This window comes from Micromonospora sp. NPDC085948, assembly GCF_040686315.1.
In the GTDB taxonomy this organism is placed as follows: Bacteria; Actinomycetota; Actinomycetes; order Mycobacteriales; family Micromonosporaceae; genus Micromonospora.
The window spans coordinates 180,673-200,411 of sequence record NZ_JBFBJW010000009.1; the positions used below are offsets into that span (position 1 = coordinate 180,673).

Annotated in this window: 18 protein-coding genes and 1 pseudogene; 7 read left to right on the plus strand and 12 right to left on the minus strand. The window is 71.6% G+C overall.

Annotated elements, in window-relative coordinates:
- Nucleotides 1-64 precede the first annotated feature (64 nt).
- Nucleotides 65-1,744: a right-handed parallel beta-helix repeat-containing protein gene (locus AB0O48_RS23050; protein WP_365068322.1), complete on the plus strand. Its 1,680-nt coding sequence runs from the start codon at nucleotides 65-67 to the stop codon at nucleotides 1,742-1,744.
- 96 nt (nucleotides 1,745-1,840) lie between these two features.
- Here AB0O48_RS23050 and AB0O48_RS23055 read toward each other — a convergent pair whose 3' ends face one another.
- Both AB0O48_RS23055 and AB0O48_RS23060 read right to left on the minus strand, forming a co-directional pair.
- Nucleotides 1,841-3,928: a PQQ-dependent sugar dehydrogenase gene (locus AB0O48_RS23055; protein ID WP_357248898.1), complete on the minus strand. Its 2,088-nt coding sequence runs from the start codon at nucleotides 3,926-3,928 to the stop codon at nucleotides 1,841-1,843.
- Between the two features lie 20 nt (nucleotides 3,929-3,948).
- Entirely contained in the window at nucleotides 3,949-4,902 is a 954-nt protein-coding gene (locus AB0O48_RS23060) for a sugar phosphate isomerase/epimerase (RefSeq protein ID WP_357248901.1), read from the minus strand.
- Between the two features lie 669 nt (nucleotides 4,903-5,571).
- On the opposite strand from AB0O48_RS23060, the gene AB0O48_RS23065 reads away from it, so the two are divergent.
- On the plus strand, nucleotides 5,572-6,840 hold the full coding sequence (locus tag AB0O48_RS23065; protein ID WP_357572742.1) for an Ig-like domain-containing protein: 1,269 nt from the start codon (nucleotides 5,572-5,574) through the stop codon (nucleotides 6,838-6,840).
- Nucleotides 6,841-6,897: 57 nt separating this feature from the next.
- Here AB0O48_RS23065 and AB0O48_RS23070 read toward each other — a convergent pair whose 3' ends face one another.
- Nucleotides 6,898-7,914 (minus strand): SMP-30/gluconolactonase/LRE family protein, encoded by a 1,017-nt coding sequence (locus tag AB0O48_RS23070; protein ID WP_357248907.1) that lies wholly within the window; start codon nucleotides 7,912-7,914, stop codon nucleotides 6,898-6,900.
- A 156-nt stretch (nucleotides 7,915-8,070) separates the two neighbouring features.
- Between AB0O48_RS23070 and AB0O48_RS23075 the strand changes: the two genes are divergently transcribed.
- Nucleotides 8,071-8,457, plus strand: a complete 387-nt coding sequence (locus AB0O48_RS23075; protein ID WP_365068237.1) for an STAS domain-containing protein — start codon at nucleotides 8,071-8,073, stop codon at nucleotides 8,455-8,457.
- A 168-nt stretch (nucleotides 8,458-8,625) separates the two neighbouring features.
- On the opposite strand, the gene AB0O48_RS23080 is transcribed toward AB0O48_RS23075, so the two are convergent.
- Entirely contained in the window at nucleotides 8,626-9,018 is a 393-nt protein-coding gene (locus AB0O48_RS23080; protein ID WP_357248913.1) for an FKBP-type peptidyl-prolyl cis-trans isomerase, read from the minus strand.
- Nucleotides 9,019-9,335: 317 nt separating this feature from the next.
- On the opposite strand from AB0O48_RS23080, the gene AB0O48_RS23085 reads away from it, so the two are divergent.
- A complete protein-coding gene (locus AB0O48_RS23085; protein WP_365068324.1) occupies nucleotides 9,336-10,259 on the plus strand; it encodes a TerC/Alx family metal homeostasis membrane protein in 924 nt (307 codons plus the stop codon).
- Nucleotides 10,260-10,365: 106 nt separating this feature from the next.
- On the opposite strand, the gene AB0O48_RS23090 is transcribed toward AB0O48_RS23085, so the two are convergent.
- The 6 genes and pseudogenes from AB0O48_RS23090 to AB0O48_RS23115 form a co-directional block, all read right to left on the minus strand.
- Nucleotides 10,366-11,469: a DUF4037 domain-containing protein gene (locus AB0O48_RS23090; protein ID WP_365068241.1), complete on the minus strand. Its 1,104-nt coding sequence runs from the start codon at nucleotides 11,467-11,469 to the stop codon at nucleotides 10,366-10,368.
- A pseudogene (locus tag AB0O48_RS23095) lies at nucleotides 11,451-11,681 on the minus strand (hypothetical protein); the annotation flags it as partial. The pseudogene AB0O48_RS23095 and the gene AB0O48_RS23090, both read right to left, overlap by 19 nt.
- A gap of 34 nt (nucleotides 11,682-11,715) precedes the next feature.
- Complete coding sequence (locus AB0O48_RS23100) at nucleotides 11,716-12,276, minus strand: hypothetical protein (protein WP_357248919.1); 561 nt, start codon at nucleotides 12,274-12,276, stop codon at nucleotides 11,716-11,718.
- Entirely contained in the window at nucleotides 12,273-12,794 is a 522-nt protein-coding gene (locus tag AB0O48_RS23105) for a DUF6286 domain-containing protein (protein WP_357572745.1), read from the minus strand. The genes AB0O48_RS23100 and AB0O48_RS23105 overlap by 4 nt, the downstream gene beginning before the upstream one ends.
- A 1-nt stretch (nucleotide 12,795) precedes the next feature.
- On the minus strand, nucleotides 12,796-13,110 hold the full coding sequence (locus tag AB0O48_RS23110; protein WP_357248925.1) for an Asp23/Gls24 family envelope stress response protein: 315 nt from the start codon (nucleotides 13,108-13,110) through the stop codon (nucleotides 12,796-12,798).
- Nucleotides 13,107-13,298 (minus strand): hypothetical protein, encoded by a 192-nt coding sequence (locus AB0O48_RS23115; protein ID WP_357248928.1) that lies wholly within the window; start codon nucleotides 13,296-13,298, stop codon nucleotides 13,107-13,109. The genes AB0O48_RS23110 and AB0O48_RS23115 overlap by 4 nt, the downstream gene beginning before the upstream one ends.
- 162 nt (nucleotides 13,299-13,460) lie before the next feature.
- Here AB0O48_RS23115 and AB0O48_RS23120 point away from each other — a divergent pair, with 162 nt between their 5' ends.
- Both AB0O48_RS23120 and AB0O48_RS23125 read left to right on the plus strand, forming a co-directional pair.
- Complete coding sequence (locus AB0O48_RS23120) at nucleotides 13,461-14,342, plus strand: DUF2726 domain-containing protein (RefSeq protein ID WP_365068246.1); 882 nt, start codon at nucleotides 13,461-13,463, stop codon at nucleotides 14,340-14,342.
- Between the two features lie 284 nt (nucleotides 14,343-14,626).
- Nucleotides 14,627-15,868, plus strand: a complete 1,242-nt coding sequence (locus AB0O48_RS23125; RefSeq protein WP_365068249.1) for a hypothetical protein — start codon at nucleotides 14,627-14,629, stop codon at nucleotides 15,866-15,868.
- A gap of 127 nt (nucleotides 15,869-15,995) precedes the next feature.
- Here the strand turns inward: AB0O48_RS23125 and AB0O48_RS23130 are convergent, their stop codons facing one another.
- On the minus strand, nucleotides 15,996-16,343 hold the full coding sequence (locus AB0O48_RS23130; protein ID WP_357248937.1) for an Lsr2 family protein: 348 nt from the start codon (nucleotides 16,341-16,343) through the stop codon (nucleotides 15,996-15,998).
- Between the two features lie 141 nt (nucleotides 16,344-16,484).
- Entirely contained in the window at nucleotides 16,485-17,090 is a 606-nt protein-coding gene (locus AB0O48_RS23135; protein ID WP_357248940.1) for a response regulator transcription factor, read from the minus strand.
- A 196-nt stretch (nucleotides 17,091-17,286) separates the two neighbouring features.
- Here AB0O48_RS23135 and lon point away from each other — a divergent pair, with 196 nt between their 5' ends.
- Nucleotides 17,287-19,617, plus strand: a complete 2,331-nt coding sequence (lon, locus tag AB0O48_RS23140) for an endopeptidase La (protein ID WP_357248943.1) — start codon at nucleotides 17,287-17,289, stop codon at nucleotides 19,615-19,617.
- Nucleotides 19,618-19,739: the final 122 nt, after the last annotated feature.

A 19,739-nucleotide genomic window follows, 5' to 3' on the forward strand; every position in this document is an offset into this window, starting at 1 on the left:
CGTCATCGGGAAGGCGGCCCCGCCGGAGCGCACCGAACGTGTCGAAGGGAGCCGGCCTGTGGCCGTGGCGAACGAGCTGCTACTGAACTCGGTCCGGGTACGACGGCCCGCCTCGGCCGGCGCGCCGCTCTACTGCGACGCGCTGGAGTACGGGCTGACCGGCGACGGCGCGACGAACGACCAGCCGGCGCTGGCTGCCCTCGTGGACCGCCTGGGCGCCGGGTACGCGTCGGACGGGCGGGCCCGGGTCATCTACTGCCCACCGGGCATCTACTCGATCCGGGACGCGGGCACGGTGTGGCGCAGCGGTGTGTCGCTGATCGGGGCCGGCCCGGCGGCGACGCGGTTCATGCTCAGCAACGAGGGCAACCGGGCCGACCCGACCCCGTTGGCCTTCTGGACCACCGTGCAGCACGGCGCCGACCGGGACCGGCACATCGCCGACTGCACCTTCGCCGACTTCCAGATCGACGGGTCCGGGGTGGCCATGGCCGAGTACAACTACCTGGCCAAGGGCCTCGGCCTTCAGTACGTGGTGCGCGGCGTCTTCCGCAACCTCTACATCCACCACACCGCAGCCACCGGGCTGGGCTGCGACTTCCTCCAGGACTCCCTGATCGACGGGGTGGTGGTGGTCGGCTGCGGCCGACTGGACAACGGCGAGCAGATGGGCGGCGCCGGCATCGGCGTCGGCGTCGGCGGGTGGGGCACGGTGGAGCGGCTGACCATCGCCAACTGCACCACCCTGGCCAACGGCACCAACGGCATCTTCCTGGAGTTGCAGAAGGACTACTGGCCGCCGCCGCGCGGCTACCGGATCATCGGCTGTCACAGCCAGGGCAACCGGTTCGGCATCTCCGACTGGGGCGCGGACGGTCTGATCGTCTCCGCCTGCACGATGACCGGCAACCTGGAGACCGGGTTCGACGTGTCGGCGCAGGGCACCTCGTCGGTGGCCGGCCGGGGTGGGCTGCTCACCGACTGCGTCATCGACGGCAACATGCGCGACGGGGTCAGCATCGGCAACAGCCCCGGCCCGTACACCGTGCGGGGCAACCGGATCAGCGGCAACGGGCGGCACGGCTATCACGCGCACGACCTCGGACGCGGTTACCAGGGCTCGATCCGGGACGTGGTCATCGAGAGCAACGAGTTCTGGGGCAACGGCCTGGACGCGGTCCGCATCGACCACCAGATGACCGACGCGGTGCTGCTCAACAACCGGATCCGCAACAACGGGCGGCAGTGTGCCGAGGGGGCCGGCGGTACCGGCGACGCCGTCCGCTACAGCGAACGGTGTCTGGTGGACCGGTCGGCCAACTGGCCGCACGACGGGCACCGGGGCAAGGTCCTACGGGTCGGACGAGCCGTCGCCATGGTCGCCTCCAACACCGGCGACGAACTCACCCTCGCCCCGGTACGCCCCGACGGGTTCACCGCGTGGAGCGGGGACGTGCCGCCGCCCGGCATCGGATACGAACTGTCGCCCGCACCCGAGCGGCGGGCCGGGATCACGATCGACGCGCCGTTCGACTCGGCCACGGTTCGGGGCAACCGGATCTGGGACAACCACGACTACCAGACCCAGACGCACGGGCTGTGGATCACCGAGCGCGGCAGTTGCGTGGACTGCCGGGTCGAGGACAACGACCTGGCCGGCAACGCCGGCGACGGGATGCTCCTGGACACCCCGCCGGTGGGCGGGCGCTGGCGGGACAACCACGTCGACAGTGAGTGGACCTGAGCGGCGACCCGTCGGTGGTCCCGGCGAGACCGGAGCTGAACGACGAGCGGCGGCGACCGGAGTGATCCGGCCGCCGCCGCTGTCATCGTGGGTTGGTCAGCCGGCCAGACCGGCCACCGGGGTCGGGTCCAGCACGACCTCGGCCGAGCCCGACTGCGCGGGCGAGCCCGCGTCGGTGTACTCCGCGACGAACACGGCGGTCAGGTTGTCCGCACCGCTGTGCCCACTGTCGAGGAAGGTGGGAATGCTTCCGGAGCAACCCGTCGAGGTGGAGAGCGGGTGCCCGTGCTCGTCGTGCCCGAGCACGTAGGTGACCTTCACCTTGGAGCAGTCCACCGGCAGGTCGTCGGTGACCTTCACCTCGTACGCGACCGTCTGCCCGAACTGGAACGGCTGCCCAGCCTCCGGGGTGACGAACTCGACCACCGGCGCGGTCGGCCCGACCACCAGCGGCAGTGATGCCGAGGCGGACCGTCCGGTGCGGTCGGTCACCTTCAGCGTCGGCGTGTACGAGCCGTTCTTCGAGAACGTCCAGGTCGCGTTCGGGTTGGTGCTGTCCACCGAACCGTCCGCGTTGAAGTCCCACGCGTAGCTGAGCGTGTCACCGTCCGGGTCGGTGGTGCCGGCGCTGGAGAACGCGACGGTCAGCGGGGCCTGCCCAACGGTCGGCGTGCCGCTGATCTTCGGGATCGGCGTCCGGTTGCCCCGGACGAAGTCGATCCGGGACAGCTGGGCGTCCGGGTTCTCGGCGAAGTAGCCGTCACCGTACTCCAGCACGTAGAGCGCGCCGTCCGGGCCGAACTCCATGTCCATCGGGTTGTCCACCACCAGCGACGGCGCCACCGGAAGGATGTCCGCGACGTCGCCATCCTCGTCGAGGCGGAACTCCTTGATGTAGTCCCGGCTCCACTCGTAGAACAGCGGCACCCCGTCGTAGTAGGCCGGCCAGCGGGTACGCGACGTGCTGGTCCCGTCGTAGTTGTACGCCGGGCCGCCCATCGGAGAGATGCCGCCGGTGCCCAGCTGCGGGAACTCGGCCGAGGGGGCTGCCGCGTACCAGACCTGCGGCTGCTCGACCGGCGGCAGCACGCGCTTGCCGGTGTTGTGCGGTGAGTCGTTGACCGGGCGCGCGCAGTTGAACTTGGCGCCGGACTGGCCGGTGGCGAAGTCGTAGTCGCGGTAGGCGATCGTCGGCGTCACGCAGTACGGCCAGCCGTAGTTCGCCGGCTTGTCGACGAGCATCCAGCGGCCGTGCCCGGCCGGTCCGCGCGCCGGGTTCGGGTTGGAGGCGTCCGGGGAGTAGTCGCCCACGTACACGTTGTCGGTACGCCTGTCGACGGAGAAGCGGAACGCGTTGCGCAGCCCCATCGCGTAGATCTCCGGGCGGGTCTGCGCCGTGCCCGGTTTGAACAGGTTGCCGGCGGGCACCGTGTAACCGCCACCGTTCTTCACCTTGATGCGCAGCAGCTTGCCGCGCAGGTCGTTGGTGTTGGCCGAGGTGCGCTGGGCGTCGAACGCCGGGTGGCGGTTGGCCCGCTCGTCGATCGGGACGTAGCCGTCGGAGGCGAACGGGTTGCTGTCGTCACCCGTCGACAGGTACAGGTTGCCCTTGCTGTCGAAGTCGATCTGGCCGCCGACGTGGCAGCAGATGCCCCGGTCGGTCGGCACGTCGATGATCTGCTGCTCGCTGGCGAGGTTGAGCTTCGTCCCCTCCAGCTTGAACCGGGACAGTCGCAGCGCGCCCTTGAAGGGCTCCCAGTCCGCTGCGGTGCCGGTCTCCGGCGCGTCGCCCTCGTTGACGCCCGGGGTGGCCGGGTCGTCCACCGGCGTGTCCATGGGCGGCGAGTAGTAGAGGTAGACCCACTTGTTCTGGGCGAAGTTCGGGTCGATGGCGACCCCCTGCAAGCCCTCCTCGTCGTGCTCGTACACCGGGATGTCGGCGGCGAGGGTGTTCAGCCCGGTGCGCGGGTCGTGGATGCGGACCTCGCCGGTGCGGGAGGTGTGCAGCACCCGCAGGTCGGGCAGGACGGCGAGGCTCATCGGCTCGCCCGGGAAGTCGTTGAGTGTCACCTTCTGGAAGCTGCTGTCCGGCGGCGGGGCCGGTGCGGCGGCCGCGGCCGCCGGCGGTACGGCGAGACCGGCCGTCACCAGCAGCAGGGCAGACACGAATGCGGTTCTGTTCATCAATTGTCCCCCGAGGTGTTTCAGTACCGGAGTGAGGCGAGAAAGTCGAAGCCGACCCGTGCGGTGTCCAGGGCGTCGGCGGGGGAGCGTGGCGCGGTGCCCGCGTCGTCGCGCTCCACGATGTACTCCTCGATGCCGGCCTCCCGCTCGTGGGCGAAGATGCGGCCGAAGTCGATGAGGCCGTCGCCGAGGTCGGCGAAGCCACCCTCGACGTCGAGGTCCTTGACGTGCACCTGGCGGATCCGGCCGCGGTTGGCCCGGATCACGTCGACCGGGTCGTGCGCCCCCCGCCAGGTCCAGTAGAGGTCGAGCTCGAAGTGGACCAGGCGCGGGTCGGTCTGCCCGGTGAGGATGTCGAAGCCGGTCGAGCCGTCGGTCAGCGGCGTGAACTCCAGCTGGTGGTTGTGGTAACCGAAGTCGAGCCCGGCGCGTTCGGCCAGCCGGCCGGCCTTGTTCAGGTCGCGCGCCAGGGCCCGGTAGACGTTGGGGTCCCGGATCGCCTGACCGTTGGCGTCCCGACCGAAGTAGGGGTGGACGATCTTCTTGCAGCCCACGACGTTGGCGTCCTCGAGGGCCTGCTCCCAGGTGGCGGCGTCGAAGGGCTGCGGGATGCCGGTGTGCCCGGAGGTGGATCGCAGCCCGGCCTCGTCGAGCGCGGCCCGGAACTGCGCGGCGGTGCGTCCGACGAATCCGGCGTGCTCCACCCGCCGGTAGCCGATCCGGCGCAACGCGTCCAGGGTGCCGGGCAGGTCTGCGGTGAGCTGATCGCGCAGGGTGTAGAGCTGGATGCTGATCCGGTCGACCGGCACCCGACGCCGAGCCTGCGCGGCGGGGGCGGCGGGGGCGGCGGTGGCCGGGCCGGCGAGCAGGCCGGCGGTGCCGACGGCGGCGGCGGAGACGGTCGCGGCGCGCAGCACTCCGCGCCGGCTGATCGGCTCGGACGTCGGTGTCGGTGGGTTGAGCTGTTGATCCATGGTGGTGGTCCCTTCCTGACGGCAGGTACGCCGTCGGCGGCGGTCGACCTGGCTGTCGCCACCCGGGCGCGCCGAACCGGCCGAAGGCGGGCTTCGGCTGGACGGTGAGGACGGCGCTCCGGTGCGGCCCGGCCCCCCGTCGGGGGCGGAACACGGCAACCCGGCAGGGGTGGCGGCAGGCTGATCGACTAATGGGCAACCCTCTATCTGGAAAGTGACCTTACCCTTGCCCCCGGACGAAGGCAAAGCTTCGTCGCGTTCGGCAGAAGTTTCGCTCCAGTCGACAAAAGTCCGGCCCCGAGGTGCGCGGACCCGATCTCACCGGACCCGACCCGGCCGCGAACCGAGCGTGATCCACCCGGGACCCGAGCGGCATCGCCGCGCTTCCCGGCATGATCCACTCGCGCTCAGGCAACTCGCGGCATCGGGACGTACCGACGCCCCGGCTGCACCGACGCCGAGTCGATCACGAACGGGACGACCGCACCCGCCCGGCTCAAGCGGAGCAGAGGGCCAGAGACCTGTCGGTTGAACGCCTGATCCGCCAACTGGAACATCACCGGAAAATGCGTCGGTAAATGCGCCGCCGATTATTTCGGAATGCGACGGATATGCCTGCTGAGCAGGTGAGAATGTGGCGGAGGGAAGTCGAAACGGGGGGGACTGAACATGACGTCTAGGCGGCGATTGACGCTGTTGGCGGTAACCATCGCAGCCGCACCACTCGTCCTGGGTGGGTGCACCGCCGACCGGGATCCGGCCAATGGTTCGGCCAAGGACCACGTCGCCGGCCCGGAACTCGCCGTGACGCCGGCGGACAAGGCCCGCGACGTCCCGGTCAGCGCCGAGGTGGGCACCGTGGTCACGGGTGGACGGGTCACCGGGGTACGCCTCACCGACGACAAGGGCAAGCAGGTCGGCGCCGAGCCGCGCGAGGACGGCTCGGGTTGGGTGCCGACGGCGCCCCTGCAACCGCGGCGGACGTACACCGCCGAGGTGACCGCGACCGGGGACTCCGGTGCGACCACCACCCGCACCACGTCGTTCACCACCATGGCCAGATCGACCAAACCGCAGATCACCAGCACTCTCTATTTCGTGGGCAATCGGACGTACGGCACCGCGATGCCGGTAACCGTCGCGTTCGACCCGGCAATTCCGAAAGAGGCCAGAGCAGATGTCCAGCGGCGGTTGTTCGTGAAGACGAATCCGCCGCAGCCGGGCACCTGGTCGTGGATCGAGGACGGTAGTCAGGTCTATTACCGGGCGCCCGATTTCTGGAAGCCGGGGACCACGATCAGTGTCCGGGCCGGCCTCGAGGGCCTGCCGATCGGCAAGGACCGGGTCGGCGACGCCGAGCGGAGGGCCACCTCCAAGATCGGACGCCAGACGGCGCTGGAGATCGACAATGCCACCAAGCAGATGACGGTGCTGCGGGACGGCAAGCAGATCAAGCGGATCCCGGTCAGCCTGGGCAAGCCGAGCACGCCAAGCTCCAGCGGCAAGATGGTGATCATGGAGAAGCACGAGCGGACCACCTTCGACACCCGGGGTGAGCCGAACGGTGGCTACGTGGTCGACGTCGACGACGCCCAGCGCTACACCTGGGGTGGTGAGTTCATCCACTCCGCGCCCTGGTCGGAGGGCGACCAGGGCAACACCAACGTCTCGCATGGCTGCGCGAACGTCTCCGCCACCGCCGCCGACTGGTTGATGGGGATGACGCAGGTCGGTGACCTGATCACCGTCAAGGGCACCGAGGTGGAGTTGCAGCCGGGCAACGGCTGGACCGCGTGGAACGTGAGCTGGGACGAGTTCGTCCGGGGCAGCGCCCTGCCGGTGCCGCCCGGCCTCAAGCCCGCACCTGTCGCTCCGGCGCACCCGGGCGCGGTGGCCGGCGGTTCGCCCGCCCCGGCGCCCTCGGTCAGCGGTCGCTGAGACACCGGCGCCGACACCCGGGCCGGCCCGCCGCCACGACGGGCCGGCCCGGACCTGTCAGCCCAGCGGTACGCGGGCCACCCCTGGCCCGACCAGGCTGCCCAGCCAGAGGCGCCCGCCGTGCTGGCGTACCCCGGTGATCATCCGGTACCGCCCGGCCGGGCCGTGCAGCGTCCGGCGGACCGCGCCCGCGCCGTCGACGAGCGCGACCAGCCCGTAGCGGCGCGGCTGCGGCTGCAACGCGTCGGGCAGCAACGCGGCGATCTGACGCAGTCGCGGGTGCGGCAGGAGCCGCTCGGCGATCGGCACCCGTGGGCTGGGCAACGCGATCCAGTACGTCCCGTCGCCGACGGCGGAGAGATTGTCCGGGTACGCGGGCAGGTCGGCGAGCACCCGGACGCCGCCGCCCAGGTCGACGCGGAGCAGGCGGTGGGTGCTGGTCTCCACGAGCATCAGCGCCGACTCGTCCGGGGTCAGTGCGATCCCGTTGGGGAAGTACAGCCCGTCGGCCACCACGTCGGTGCGGCCGCTGCCCGGATGATGGGCCAGCACCCGACCGTTGGGGCGATGCTCCAGCAGGTCCCGCTTCCAGTGCGAGACCGGGAACCGGTCGGAGGAGTCGGTGAAGTAGATGGTGCCGTCGCGCGCCACCGTCGCGTTGTTGGCCAGGTGCACCAGGGGTGCCGTCCCGGTCAGTTCGCGGACCGCGCCGTCGGGCGTCACCCGCAGCAACCCCCGGTACGCGTCGCAGACGACGAGAGCCTCGCCGGACGTGTCCAACTCGATGCCGAGCGGTCGGCCACCGGTCTCGGCCAGCAGTCGGGGGCGGGTGCCGACCGGCGCGTCGACCGGCCAGCACCAGAGCCGGCCGTCCTCGTCGCCGCTGATCACCCGGCCGGCGTCGTCGACGAGCACGTCCTCCGGGCCGACGGCGCCCTCGGGCAGAGGCAGCAACTCGGCCCGGTCGAGCCTCTGGTCCGTCGGAGCCCACTCCCCGGCCAACGGCGGGGGCGTGGTGGCCGGCTCACGGACGGGACGGATCAACCGGGGCGGCCGGGGACGAGGGACCAGCATCGGCCCATCCTCCACCGCCGGCGGCCGCCGACCGATGATCGACACGACCTCCACCCCGAGGAGGATGGGGAGAGCCTCGGGGTAAGACCCTGGGCGTACCCGGAATCACTCCGGCAGAGGCCGAAACTGTCGGTGGGTGCGGCTAGATTTCTCGGCATGGGAGAGCGGAACGACCGGCTGGACGTGCAGGTCAGCGTGAGTGACCAGATGGTCCTCGTGCGGGTGGCCGGCGAGGTCGACATCGCCACGGTGGCCGCCTTCCGGTCCGCGCTGTGGTCGGTGCCGGCCCGTCCGGTGCTCCAGGTGGACCTGTCCGGGCTGCGGCTGCTCTCCGCCGCCGGCGTCCGCACGCTGCTCGCCGCGCACCTGCGGGTGCGGGCGTGTGGTGGCGCACTGGTCCTGGTCGACCCGAGCCCGGTCGTGGCCCGGGTACTGCGCGCCACCGGCCTGCACCGGGTGATGCCGATCCTGGAGCCGGCCCGGGTCGTCGAGGCCGCCCGTCGCCCGACAGTCGAGCCGGAGCACCTGCAACTGGCCGCCTGACCTGACCCGGAGCGGCCCCCGCGATCCGAGGAGACCGCCCCGGGGCCGTCGGCGCGCCGACGACCCCCGAGCGATCCGACCTGCGGGGCCGTCGCCACGCGCCGGCGACCTCCGAGCGATCCGACCTGCGGGGCCGTCGGCACGCGCCGACGACCCCCCGAGCGTCGGTCAGCGCACGCCGAGCAGGTCGACGACGAACACGAGCGTCTCGCCCGGCTTGATGACGCCGCCCGCGCCGCGGTCGCCGTACCCCAGGTGGGGCGGGATGGTCAGACGACGGCGGCCGCCGACGCGCATGCCGACGACGCCCTGGTCCCAGCCGGCGATGACCTGACCGCCGCCGAGCGGAAACTCGAACGCCTCGCCCCGGTTCCAGGACGAGTCGAACTCGCCGCCGGTGGAGTGTGACACGCCGACGTAGTGCACGCTGGCGAGCTGGCCCGGTTCGGCCTGCGGTCCCTCACCCACGGTGATGTCCTCGATCACGAGGTCGGCCGGCGGCGCACCCTCGATCGGACCCACCTCGGGCTTGCCGGATGAGGCGCCTGCTGCCTGGTTCATGCGGGGATCTCCTGCCGTGTCGGTTGATGTGTCCGGTCACCTCGATCCTGCCGGATCACCCCCCACCGATGTGCGGCAGACCCGCCCACCCCGACCCCAGCCCCACCCCAACCATGCGTCGATCTTGCACTTTCGGTCGCCGGTATGCCCGTATTCACGCCCTTCGTCGGGGCAGTAAGTGCAAGATCGGCGGGCGGGACCGACTTCCTCGGAGCCCCGGTGGGGGCGGGGGCGCACCCTTAGGCTCGAAAGCGGTCCGCGGGTTGGGTGGGCCGTGGTCGAGGCGGAGGGCACCGGTGGCTGAGGCGACGGTCACGGTGCCGCTGTGGGCCTGGGCGGCGACCAGCGCGCTGATCGCCGCGCTGCTCGCCGTGGACGTGCTCCTGCACCGGGACAACCACGTCATCGAGCTACCCGAGGCGGTGCTCTGGAGCGCCGTCTGGATCGGCGCGGGTCTGCTGTTCGGGTTGGTCCTCTGGTGGGGCCTCGGCGGCGACCCGGCCATCGCGTACTTCTCCGGCTACCTGTTGGAGAAGGCGCTCTCGGTGGACAACGTGTTCGTCTTCGCCCTGCTCTTCGGCTACTTCCGTGTGCCACCGGGTTTTCAGCACAAGGTGCTGTTCTGGGGTGTCGTCGGGGCGCTCGTCTTCCGCCTGCTGTTCATCTTCGCCGGCGCCGAACTGTTGGACCGGCTCACCTGGGCCGGGTTCGTGCTGGGCGCCTTCCTGATCTGGACCGGCTGGCGGCTGGCCGTCCGCGGTAAACCGGACGTCGACCCGGACCGCAACGTCGTGGTCCGACTCTTCCGACGGCTGGTGCCCACCGACGCCCGCTACCACGACGACAGGTTCACCGCTCGGGTCGCCGGCCGGCGGGTCGCGACGTTGCTTCTGGTGGCGCTCGTCGCCATCGAGGCCACCGACGTGGTCTTCGCCATCGACTCGGTGGCGGCGATCCTCGCCATCACCACGAACACGTTCCTGGTGTGGACGGCGACCGCGTTCGCCGTACTGGGACTGCGCAGCCTCTACTTCTGCCTCGCCGGCCTGCTACGCCAGTTCGGCTACCTGCGGTACGGGCTCGCGCTGCTGCTCGCTTTCGCGGGGCTGAAGCTCATCCTCGCCGAGACGCCGGTGGGCAAGCTGCCGGTCTGGTCGACACTCGCGGTGGTGGTGGCGACCCTGGCGATCTCCATCGGGGCCAGCGTCGTGGCCGCGCGCCGACCCGGCGTCGACCGCTGATCCGCTGACCCGCCGGACCGCCCGCCTCAGCCGACCACTACCGGTCGAGAGCTCTCGGATTCGGAATTACTGAAGCTCCTGCTTGTCGGCAAACGGTGCGTGTTCGCTACTGGTCGGGCGGGTAGAGGGCGGCGGTAAGCGCACGGCTGCGGGTGTGGTGGCCGAGTGCGTCGGTGTTGTCGACGAACTGGTCGATGGCTCCGGTCAGCGGCAGTGCTCGCAGGGCGGGGTCGGTTATGGCGCGGATCAGCGCCTTGGTGAAGCGTTCCGCGTGCAGGACGCGGAAGGGCCGGTCGTGATAGAGCCGGGCGCGCGGGTCGACTGGCGCGGTCAGGTCGAGGTCGTTGTGCTGGGCCGCGGTGGCCTCGTAGGCGGTCACGAGGTGGTGCTCGCGGTCACGCCAGTTGTCGGCGGCCAGCGCGGCGGCCAGTGTGGCGGCGAGTTGGTCGGTGTCGGGCAGGCGGGTCAAGGCGGTGCCGAGCCATTTGCTGTAGGGCGGGTAGGTCTTGCCGATCAGCAGGCGCAGCCGCATGAGGTCGCGGACCAGGCGGGCGGCCACGACCGCCGAGCCGAGTTCGTCACCGACCTCGCCGCAGCGGCCGACGAATGCTTCCTCCTGGCTGATGCGCTGCCATTGACAGGCGAGCACGTAGCGCCACACGTCGTCGGGATACCAGGCCAGCGCTCGCCGCGCCGTGTGCAGGACACCGATTCCGTCGTGGTACACGGCGCCGGTGGTGGCCTCTGCCAGGGTCTGGGTCGGGGTGGCCAGCCAGTCTCGGGTTGTGATGCCGTTCAGCGGGTTGAAGCCGAGGTGACCGGTCAGCCAGTCGCCGAGTTCGGCGATCACGACGCCGTGCTGGGCGCGTCCGGTCGTGTGCCGCAGGTGGCGGGTGCCGTGGTCGGTGGGGACCAGGCTGGTGGGATAGCCGGCGATCGTGGCGGGCAGCCGTTCGCTGAGCAGGTTGTCGATTCCGGTGCCGTGGCGGGCAAGATTCTCGGCGGTGAGGAACAGGTGCAGTCGCGGACCCCAGTCGTGGTCGGTCGAGCGCTGTGTGTCGAACCCGAGGACCTCGGATCCGGCGCCGATCAACGCCGCGCTGTGGGTGACGTCGGGGAGGTGCCGAGACAGCAAGGGCTGGACCGCGTCGGCGTAGAGCCGCCGGGACAGCTCGACGCCGGAGATGAAGTTCACGGACACGCTCGGCATCCTCGCAGCGCGGACCGATCGTCGGCGACGGATTTCCGCTGTTTCGGGGCAAGCCCGATCGTCGGTGAGGGCCGGGTGGCCACGACGCCGGTGTAGCGGGTGCCAACTTGGATGCTCAGGCCGAACAGGTCGGCCAGGCGGCGAACATCGCCGCTGGTGGCGTGGGCCCCGTCGAGGATGCGGTCTTCGCGGATCGCGGCGATCGACAGGTCGGCCCGGTTCGGCGCCGGGCCGGCTGGGCGTCGGTCAGGGCCGGCCCGGTTCGATGTGGGCGGTCACGTCGAGGTGCGCCGGCTGGCAGTCGGTCGTCGCCGCGAACCGGCGGACGGCGGCGCGGACGTGCTCGCGGACACCCGCGGTCGTCGCGTCGGCGGTCAGGTCCACCCGGATCCACACGTCGGGGTGCGGCGGCTCGCCGGTGAGCACCACGCGGGCCCGGCGTACCCCGGGGTTGCCGGTCAGGTCGCGGACCAGCGCGTCGGTGAGGACGTCGGCGGCCAGCCGGGTCCGGCCCGGTCGTCGCCCGGGGTGGCTCAGGGTGCCGCGCAGCGTACCGGCGGGTCGTCGCACCTCCCGGGCCAGCAGGCGTTGCCCGGCCAGGGCGACCAGCGCCCCGCCGACCGCCGCCGCCAGGGTGCTCCACGGTGTGGCCATCCGCCACCGTTCCAGCAGCCCGACGCTGAGCACCACCGCCTGTGGATCGGCGCCGGGCAGGCTGCCGTGGCCGGCCGCCAGCGTCACCGCGCCGCCTCCCACCAACAGCAGCGCGACGACTGTCCACAGCAGGCGGTGTCCGGCGTTGGTCATGCCGGGCGCCGGCGGGGTTGGAGCCGGACGTCGATGTGGCCGGAGCGGGGCGCCGTGAGCCGGTGCAACTCCTGGTGCACCGCGTACTCGATCTCCGCCCGGGCGGCCGGGTCACCTGTCGCGCGCACCCGGGGGCGCCACTGGCCGCCGCGCCGTCGGACCCGGACCCGGGCGCGGCGTACGCCCGGCACCGCGCTGGCGGCGTCGGCCAGCCGCCGCTCCACGCTGCGCCGGTGCAGGTGCCAGCCGTCGCGGTCGTCGGTGCGCAACCGCGCGGGCGTCCAGGGGCGCAGTTGGGCGACCAGGATGGCCAGGCCCAGCAGTACGGCGCCGCCGGCCACCGCCTGGACGACCGGGTCGCGCCACCGGGTGCCGCTCAGGGCGTCGAGCCAGCCGGTGGGGTCCAGTGGCGCCGGCCGGTGCAGGGCGAGGAGCAGTGCCTGGACGGCCACCAGCGTCCCGCCGACGAGCAGGGCGGTGGCCAGCAGCAGCGAGGCGATCCGGTTGACGCTGCGCATCTCAGCCGCCCTCGGCGGTCGCGGGGGCGGCGGAGACGTCGACGCCCGGGACGAGCAGGTCGTCCACGGTGACTGTCACCACCGCCACGCGGAGCCCGGTGCTGGCGGCCACCCGGTCGGCGACCACCGCCCGGACCGTCTCGGCGATGGCGGGCACGCTGTGCCCGTACCAGGTGATCAGGTGTAGGTCGAGGCCGACGGACCGGTCGTCGAGGCGGACCGCCGCCGGGCGGACGACGGACACGCCCGGCACGTGGCCGGCCGTCTGGACCGCGATCCGCGCGACCTCGGCCGCGTCGGCGGGGTGGGTGGTCATCGGCGGCGCCGCGGGTGCGGGTGGCGGTCGCCGAGGCCGGTCACCGTGAGGTCACCGTCGAGCACCCGGACCACCAGCCAGCCGAGCAGGCCCGCGAGCACGGCGAGGGCGGCCACGCCGATGCCGGCGAGTGCCCAGACCGCCACGGCGAGAAACCCGGCGAGGAAGCCGAACTGCTGTCGCGACATGCTCACCTCCGGCCGGTCCGGTACCGGCGGTGGCTGGATACACCCGTCGGGCGTCCCTGGAACGTCGGTCGTCTGTGATTCAGGTCACAGCCCGACTCGGAGTCCCATGATCGAGCACCTAGACTCGGCCCGGCTCGACCGACCGGCGGATGGATCAGGCAGATGACGAGCATCGGCAGCGACGACCGCGCTTGGCTGCGGGCGCTGCCCGCCGACGGCGGACGCGAGCCGCTGTTCGGTCGCGCCGGCCACCGGGTCCACCCGGCACTTCGGCTCAGCGATCTGGTCCAGGGTCGCCCGCCCGGGGTCACCGGCAGTCAGTGGAGTTCGGCCAGCCGTGCCAGCTTCGACCTCGTGATCTGCGCCGCCGACACCGGCCGGGCGATCGTCGCCGTGCAGATGGGGCCGGTCGCCTCCGCCGGCTCGGCGCAGCAGCGCGTCGAGCGACTCACCGACGCGGTGAGCGCGGCCGCCGGCCTGCCCGTGCTGCGGATCGGGTCGCCCACGTTGCGGGCCGCCGAGCACGGCCGGCGCCTCGTGGAGTACGTGATCGACGCACGCGCCTACGTGGCGGGCGGCGCCGGGGCGACCGTCGATGGGGACGACCCGGCCCCGGTGAGCTTCCGGGACATCCTCGGTCGGTTACCGGACGGCCGTACCGGGCCGGTCAACGACCTCGGCGCGCTGAGCCGCGCGGCGGTGGTCGACGCGTACGTGGCGGGACGGGTTGCCGACCCGATCGTGCGAGGACTGCACGTGCGGTGGGCCGACGGGACGGCACAGGGGTGGAGTTGGGTGCAGGTCCGCCCCGACGCGTGCCTCGTCGAGCGGGTCTCGGTGACCGAGCACCGCTTCTCCTGCGGCATCAACGCGGCCCAACTGGCCGAGGATCTCGCCACCGTCGCGGTGGGGGAGCGGCTGCGCACGAACGCCGGCACTGACCTGTTGCCCCGCGCCGAGTTGACCGCGCAGATTGTCGCGCTGAGCCGCCGCCGTGACGAACTGGTCGGCGGGTTCGCCTTCGACCACCTCTGCGCCGACTGACCGGCGCCCGTTCTTCCTGCTGACACCGGCTCCGGATCCGGCCCCGGCAATTTCCTGCCCGACGGTTGAACCTTCCCGGTCGCCGTCCCGTACTCCTGCGCGAATGAACAGGATCTCCCCATCCGCGTCCGCCGGGCGCGGGAGACGGTGCGGAAAGGGCATCGTCGGCCATCGACGCATTACCCGGGTAGGTCACGGTGCTCACCGCCGTGGCGTGCCCTCTCACATCCGTCGGTCCGCCGAGGGCAGGAATCCACTACCGGATCGAGAAGGAGAGCAATTCGATGCGCAGGTCCACACGGGCGAGCCGGCCATCCGGCAACGCGCGGAGCAAGCGTCTGCTGGCCGTTGTCGGCACGCTCGTGGTCTTCGGCGGAGTCGTCGCCGTGACCCAGATTTCGTCGGCCCAGGACCGGCGGACAAATAAGCCGCGTCCGGCTGCCGGACAGTGCGTGGAGCCGAGCCCGGGTTCGACCGCGCCGGCTGGCGGCGCCTCGACCAGCCGGACCTGGCAGAACGGCCGGTGGGTGCGTAACCACTGGGGTGACGGACAGCAGTCGGTCCCCGAGTGCGAGGACGGCAAGGACGGCACGGTGGGCACCGGCACGGCCATCGCGTGTCCGGATGTGACGGCGAAGTTGCCGCAGGTGCCGGCCCAGGCGCGGGCCGAGGTGGATCGCGGTCTCGCCCAGTTGCAGGCCCAGATCGCCGAGGCGGACCGCCGGCTGGCCGCCGAGGGCAACAAGGGTGAGGCGTTCATCCGTAACGCCATCCTCCAGCCGCTGGCCGGCAAGCGGCGCGCGGTGCTGGACCGGATCACGACCGCGATCGACCGGGTCGGACCTCGGCCGCAGGGCCTCGCGCAGCTCGCCGACTGTCAGGTGCAGCCGACCGGCAACAACGGCGGCGGCACGCCCACCACCACTCCCGGTGGCGGCAACAACGGTGGCGGCAACAACGGTGGCAACGCCCCCGGCGCCGGGCTCGGCGTGCTGGCCAACGACTGCGACGAGAGCCGGCTCCAGCCGCACGACGGTTTCCAGATCGGCAACCGCTGCGTGAGCACCGAGTTCGGTGAGGTCGGCGCCGCCGCCAACAACCCGTCCCTGCTGATTACCCAGTTCCCCCAGCAGGTCGGCCAGAACCAGGCCTTCACCCTGCGGGTCAGCACCCGCAACCTGATCCGGGACCGCTTCCTGGCCGCCGGTCAGGGTGGCTACTACGTGGAGAGCTCGCTGCTCAACGCCCAGGGCCTGGTCCGGGGTCACTTCCACACCGCCTGCCGGATGCTGGACAGTCTGACCGCCCCGCCGGAGCCGCAGGAGGTGCCCGCGTTCTTCGTCGCGACCGAGGACGGCCGCGGTGGTGCCCAGCCCGACGAGGTGACCATCCAGATTCCGGGCCTGCCGGAGTCGGGTACCGCGCAGTGCTCCGTCTGGGCCGGTGACGGCTCGCACCGCCTGCCGATGATGGAGCGGGCCAACCAGACCCCCGCCTTCGACTCGGTACGGATCACCGTCAACTGACCCAGCACGACCGGCGGTGGCCGGTCACCCGGGCGATGACCCTGGGTGACCGGCCACCGTCGTGTCGTGCCGGAACAATCCGACGGGGTCCCGCCGTCACAGCGGGACCCCGTCGGCAACGTACGTGTCAGCGCGCCTTGTACGCCTCGACGACCTCAACCGGGATCCGACCCCGCTCGGAAATTTTGTAGCCGTTCTTGACGGCCCATTCCCGGATGGCCCGGTTCTGCTCCCGATCCATTCCGGCACCGACGGGTCGTCCGGGCCTCCGGATCGATCGGGTGCTCTCCACCGGGCCGCGCCCGATCCGCCGACCCGCATTGATGTACGGATCCAGCGACTTGCGCAAGACGCCGGCATTTTCGTCCGAGACGTCGATCGTGTAGGCCACTCCGTCGAGACTGAACTCGACCGTCCGGTCGGCCTTGCCGCCGTCGAGGTCGTCGGTCAGGACCGTGATTACTTTTCTCGCCATTGCCGATTACTCCCTGTGTCCGGCGGGATGTGTCCAAAGTCTGACCTATCACCCCGGTAATCCGCAACAATATGCGTCCCATTCGGCGCGTCGTGATTCCCGTACCGAAAAAAACCGTGAATCGGTGCGATGACGGAACCCTCAATCGAGCAGGCCGGTGTGCCCGGCCACGGCGGCCGCCTCGGCCCGGTTCGACACCCGCAGCCTGCGCAGCAACGCGGCGGTCATCCGTTTCACCGTCCGTTCCGAGACGTGCAGTTCCTCGGCGATGTCGACTGTCGTACGGCCGGCGGCGATCGCGCGCAGCAGTCGCCGTTCCTCGCCGTCCAGGTCGACGGACGTGGCGTGTGCGGGGCGCAGCATGGCACGGAGCAACTCGGCGGGGAGCACCGCCCAGCCATCGAGGATGGCCAGCAGCGGGGGCAGCAGTTCCTCCGGTTCGCTGGTCTTCGGCAGGAACCCCTCGGCGCCGGCCCGCAGCGCCTCCACCGCCGGAGCGGTGTCGACGGAACCGGACATCGCGACCACCCGTACCCGTGGGGTGGTCCGCCTGATCGCGGCCACCGCCCGGATCCCGCCGGGTGCCGGCATGTGCAGGTCGACCAGGACCAGGTCGGGCCGGCAGCGGCTGGTCAGCGCTGCCGCGGCGGCGGCGTCGCCGGTCGACGCGACCACCTCGGCCCGGCCGTCGGTGGTGATCGGAAGCAGTAACTCCAGCCCGCGGACGAAGAGGGCGTGATCGTCCACGACGACGAGTCGAAGGGTTGCTGCTCCCGGCATGTCTGCGCCGTTCCCCAGCGGGTACCGATCATGCGGGTACGCACCGAACGAGGGAAGTCGGGTGGAACCCTCCCTGGAGTGGTCTGGGTCACAGTCCGGAACAAGGGGAACGCTTTGTTACTTGAGTGAGACACGCTCAACTCAACGCGATAGCAGGTGTTCGATGGCAACTCTTCCGGTACTTCCCCTGACCGACGCCGTGCTGCTGCCCGGCATGGTCATCCCGGTGACCCTCGACCCGACCACCCAGGCCGCGATCGACGCGGCCCGGGCGACCGGCGATCGCCAGCTGCTGGCCGTGCCGCGCATCGACGGCGAGTACGGCCCGGTCGGCGTCGTCGCCACCATCGAGAAGGTTGGCCGGCTGCCCGAGGGTGAGCCCGCCGCCGTCATCCGTGGCCTGTCCCGGGCCCGGATCGGCTCCGGCGTGCCCGGCCCGGGCGCCGCCCTCTGGGTCGAGGCGACCGAACTCGACGAACCCGCTCCCGCCGGCCGCGCCCGGGAACTCGCCCGCGAGTACCGCGCCCTGGTGACCTCCGTGCTCCAACAGCGAGGCGCCTGGCAGGTCATCGACGCGGTGGAGCGGATGACCGACCTGTCCGAGCTGGCCGACTCCGCCGGCTACGCACCCTGGTTGACCCTGGACCAGAAGACCGAGCTGCTCGGCGCGCCGGACGTCACCGCCCGGCTGGAGCTGCTGGTCGGCTGGGTGAAGGACTACCTGGCCGAGCAGGAGGTCACCGAGCAGATCAACAGTGACGTCCGCGAGGGGCTGGAGAAGTCCCAGCGGGAGTTCCTGCTGCGCCAGCAGCTCGCCGCGATCCGTAAGGAACTGGGTGAGGACGAGCCGGACGGCTCGGCCGACTACCGCTCCCGGGTCGAGTCCGCCGAGCTGCCGGAGAAGGTCCGCGAGGCGGCGATGCGCGAGGTCGGCAAGCTGGAGCGGGCCAGCGACGCCTCCCCGGAGGCCGGCTGGATCCGCACCTGGCTCGACACCGTGCTCGAAATGCCGTGGGGCACGCGTACCGAGGACAACACCGACCTGGCCGCGGCCCGGGCGGTGCTCGACGCCGACCACGCCGGCCTGGCCGACGTGAAGGACCGCATCCTGGAGTACCTGGCCGTGCGCAACCGGCGGGCCGAGCGCAACCTCGGTGTGGTCGGCGGTCGCGGCTCCGGCGCGGTGCTCGCCCTCGCCGGCCCTCCCGGGGTCGGCAAGACCAGCCTCGGCGAGTCCGTGGCACGCGCGCTCGGGCGCAACTTCGTCCGGGTGTCGCTCGGCGGCGTCCGCGACGAGGCGGAGATCCGCGGTCACCGGCGCACCTACGTCGGCGCGCTGCCCGGTCGGATCGTCCGCGCGCTGCGCGAGGCCGGCTCGATGAACCCGGTCGTGCTCCTCGACGAGGTGGACAAGCTGGCCGCCGGCTACGCCGGTGACCCGGCCGCCGCCCTGCTGGAGGTGCTCGACCCCGCCCAGAACCACACCTTCCGGGATCACTACCTGGAGGTCGACCTGGACCTGTCCGACGTGCTGTTCCTGGCCACCGCCAACGTGGTGGAGTCCATCCCCGGCCCGCTGCTGGACCGGATGGAGCTGGTCACCCTGGACGGCTACACCGAGGACGAGAAGGTCGCCATCGCCCGCGACCACCTGCTGCCCCGGCAGCGGGAGCGGGCCGGGCTGACCGCCGACGAGGTGGAGATCGCCGACGAGGCGTTGGCGCTGATCGCGGGGGAGTACACCCGGGAGGCCGGAGTCCGGCAGCTCGAGCGTGGCCTCGCCAAGATCCTGCGCAAGGTGGCGGTGACGCTGGCGACCGACCCGACGCCGGTACGCGTCGACACCGACAACCTCGCCACCTATCTGGGACGGCCGAAGTTCACCCCGGAGTCGGCGGAGCGTACCGCCGTGCCCGGCGTGGCGACCGGCCTCGCCGTCACCGGCGCCGGTGGCGACGTGCTCTTCATCGAGGCGACGAGCATGGAGGGCGAGCCGGGGCTGACCCTGACCGGCCAGCTCGGCGACGTGATGAAGGAGTCGGCGCACATCGCCCTGTCGTACCTGCGCTCCAACGGGCGCCGGTTCGGCATCGACCCGAACGTCCTGGCCGGACGCCGGATCCACGTCCACTTCCCGGCGGGCGCGGTGCCCAAGGACGGCCCGAGCGCCGGCATCACCATGGTCACGGCCCTGGCGTCGCTGGTCACCGGCCGGCCGGTCCGCCCCGAGTTCGGGATGACCGGCGAGGTGACGCTCTCCGGTCGGGTGCTGCCGATCGGCGGGGTGAAGCAGAAGCTGCTCGCCGCGCACCGGGCCGGTCTCACCGAGGTGATCATCCCGGCGCGTAACGAGCCCGACCTGGACGACCTGCCGGCCGAGGTGCGCGAGGCGCTGACCGTGCACACCCTGGCCGACGTGGCCGACGTGCTCGCCCTGGCGCTGCGCCCGGCCGACGTCACGACGCTTGACGGGCCGGCGCTCTTCAAGGTCTGACGCTCCGACCACCAAGGACCCCCGCCGTCAGCGCAGACGGCGGGGGTCCTTGGCGTACGCGGAACAGGTCTACTGTCTCGGCTGAACCCTCAACCACCTCTCCGCCGCGAGGCGGTGCCCCC

Coding starts and splice junctions, on each gene's coding strand:
- AB0O48_RS23055 (WP_357248898.1), bottom strand. CDS start 3,928: ATGAACAGAACCGCATTCGTGTCTGCCCTGCTGCTGGTGACGGCCGGT.
- AB0O48_RS23060 (WP_357248901.1), bottom strand. CDS start 4,902: ATGGATCAACAGCTCAACCCACCGACACCGACGTCCGAGCCGATCAGC.
- AB0O48_RS23065 (WP_357572742.1), top strand. CDS start 5,572: ATGACGTCTAGGCGGCGATTGACGCTGTTGGCGGTAACCATCGCAGCC.
- AB0O48_RS23070 (WP_357248907.1), bottom strand. CDS start 7,914: ATGCTGGTCCCTCGTCCCCGGCCGCCCCGGTTGATCCGTCCCGTCCGT.
- AB0O48_RS23075 (WP_365068237.1), top strand. CDS start 8,071: ATGGGAGAGCGGAACGACCGGCTGGACGTGCAGGTCAGCGTGAGTGAC.
- AB0O48_RS23080 (WP_357248913.1), bottom strand. CDS start 9,018: ATGAACCAGGCAGCAGGCGCCTCATCCGGCAAGCCCGAGGTGGGTCCG.
- AB0O48_RS23090 (WP_365068241.1), bottom strand. CDS start 11,469: ATGCCGAGCGTGTCCGTGAACTTCATCTCCGGCGTCGAGCTGTCCCGG.
- AB0O48_RS23100 (WP_357248919.1), bottom strand. CDS start 12,276: ATGACCAACGCCGGACACCGCCTGCTGTGGACAGTCGTCGCGCTGCTG.
- AB0O48_RS23105 (WP_357572745.1), bottom strand. CDS start 12,794: ATGCGCAGCGTCAACCGGATCGCCTCGCTGCTGCTGGCCACCGCCCTG.
- AB0O48_RS23110 (WP_357248925.1), bottom strand. CDS start 13,110: ATGACCACCCACCCCGCCGACGCGGCCGAGGTCGCGCGGATCGCGGTC.
- AB0O48_RS23115 (WP_357248928.1), bottom strand. CDS start 13,298: ATGTCGCGACAGCAGTTCGGCTTCCTCGCCGGGTTTCTCGCCGTGGCG.
- AB0O48_RS23120 (WP_365068246.1), top strand. CDS start 13,461: ATGACGAGCATCGGCAGCGACGACCGCGCTTGGCTGCGGGCGCTGCCC.
- AB0O48_RS23125 (WP_365068249.1), top strand. CDS start 14,627: ATGCGCAGGTCCACACGGGCGAGCCGGCCATCCGGCAACGCGCGGAGC.
- AB0O48_RS23130 (WP_357248937.1), bottom strand. CDS start 16,343: ATGGCGAGAAAAGTAATCACGGTCCTGACCGACGACCTCGACGGCGGC.
- lon (WP_357248943.1), top strand. CDS start 17,287: ATGGCAACTCTTCCGGTACTTCCCCTGACCGACGCCGTGCTGCTGCCC.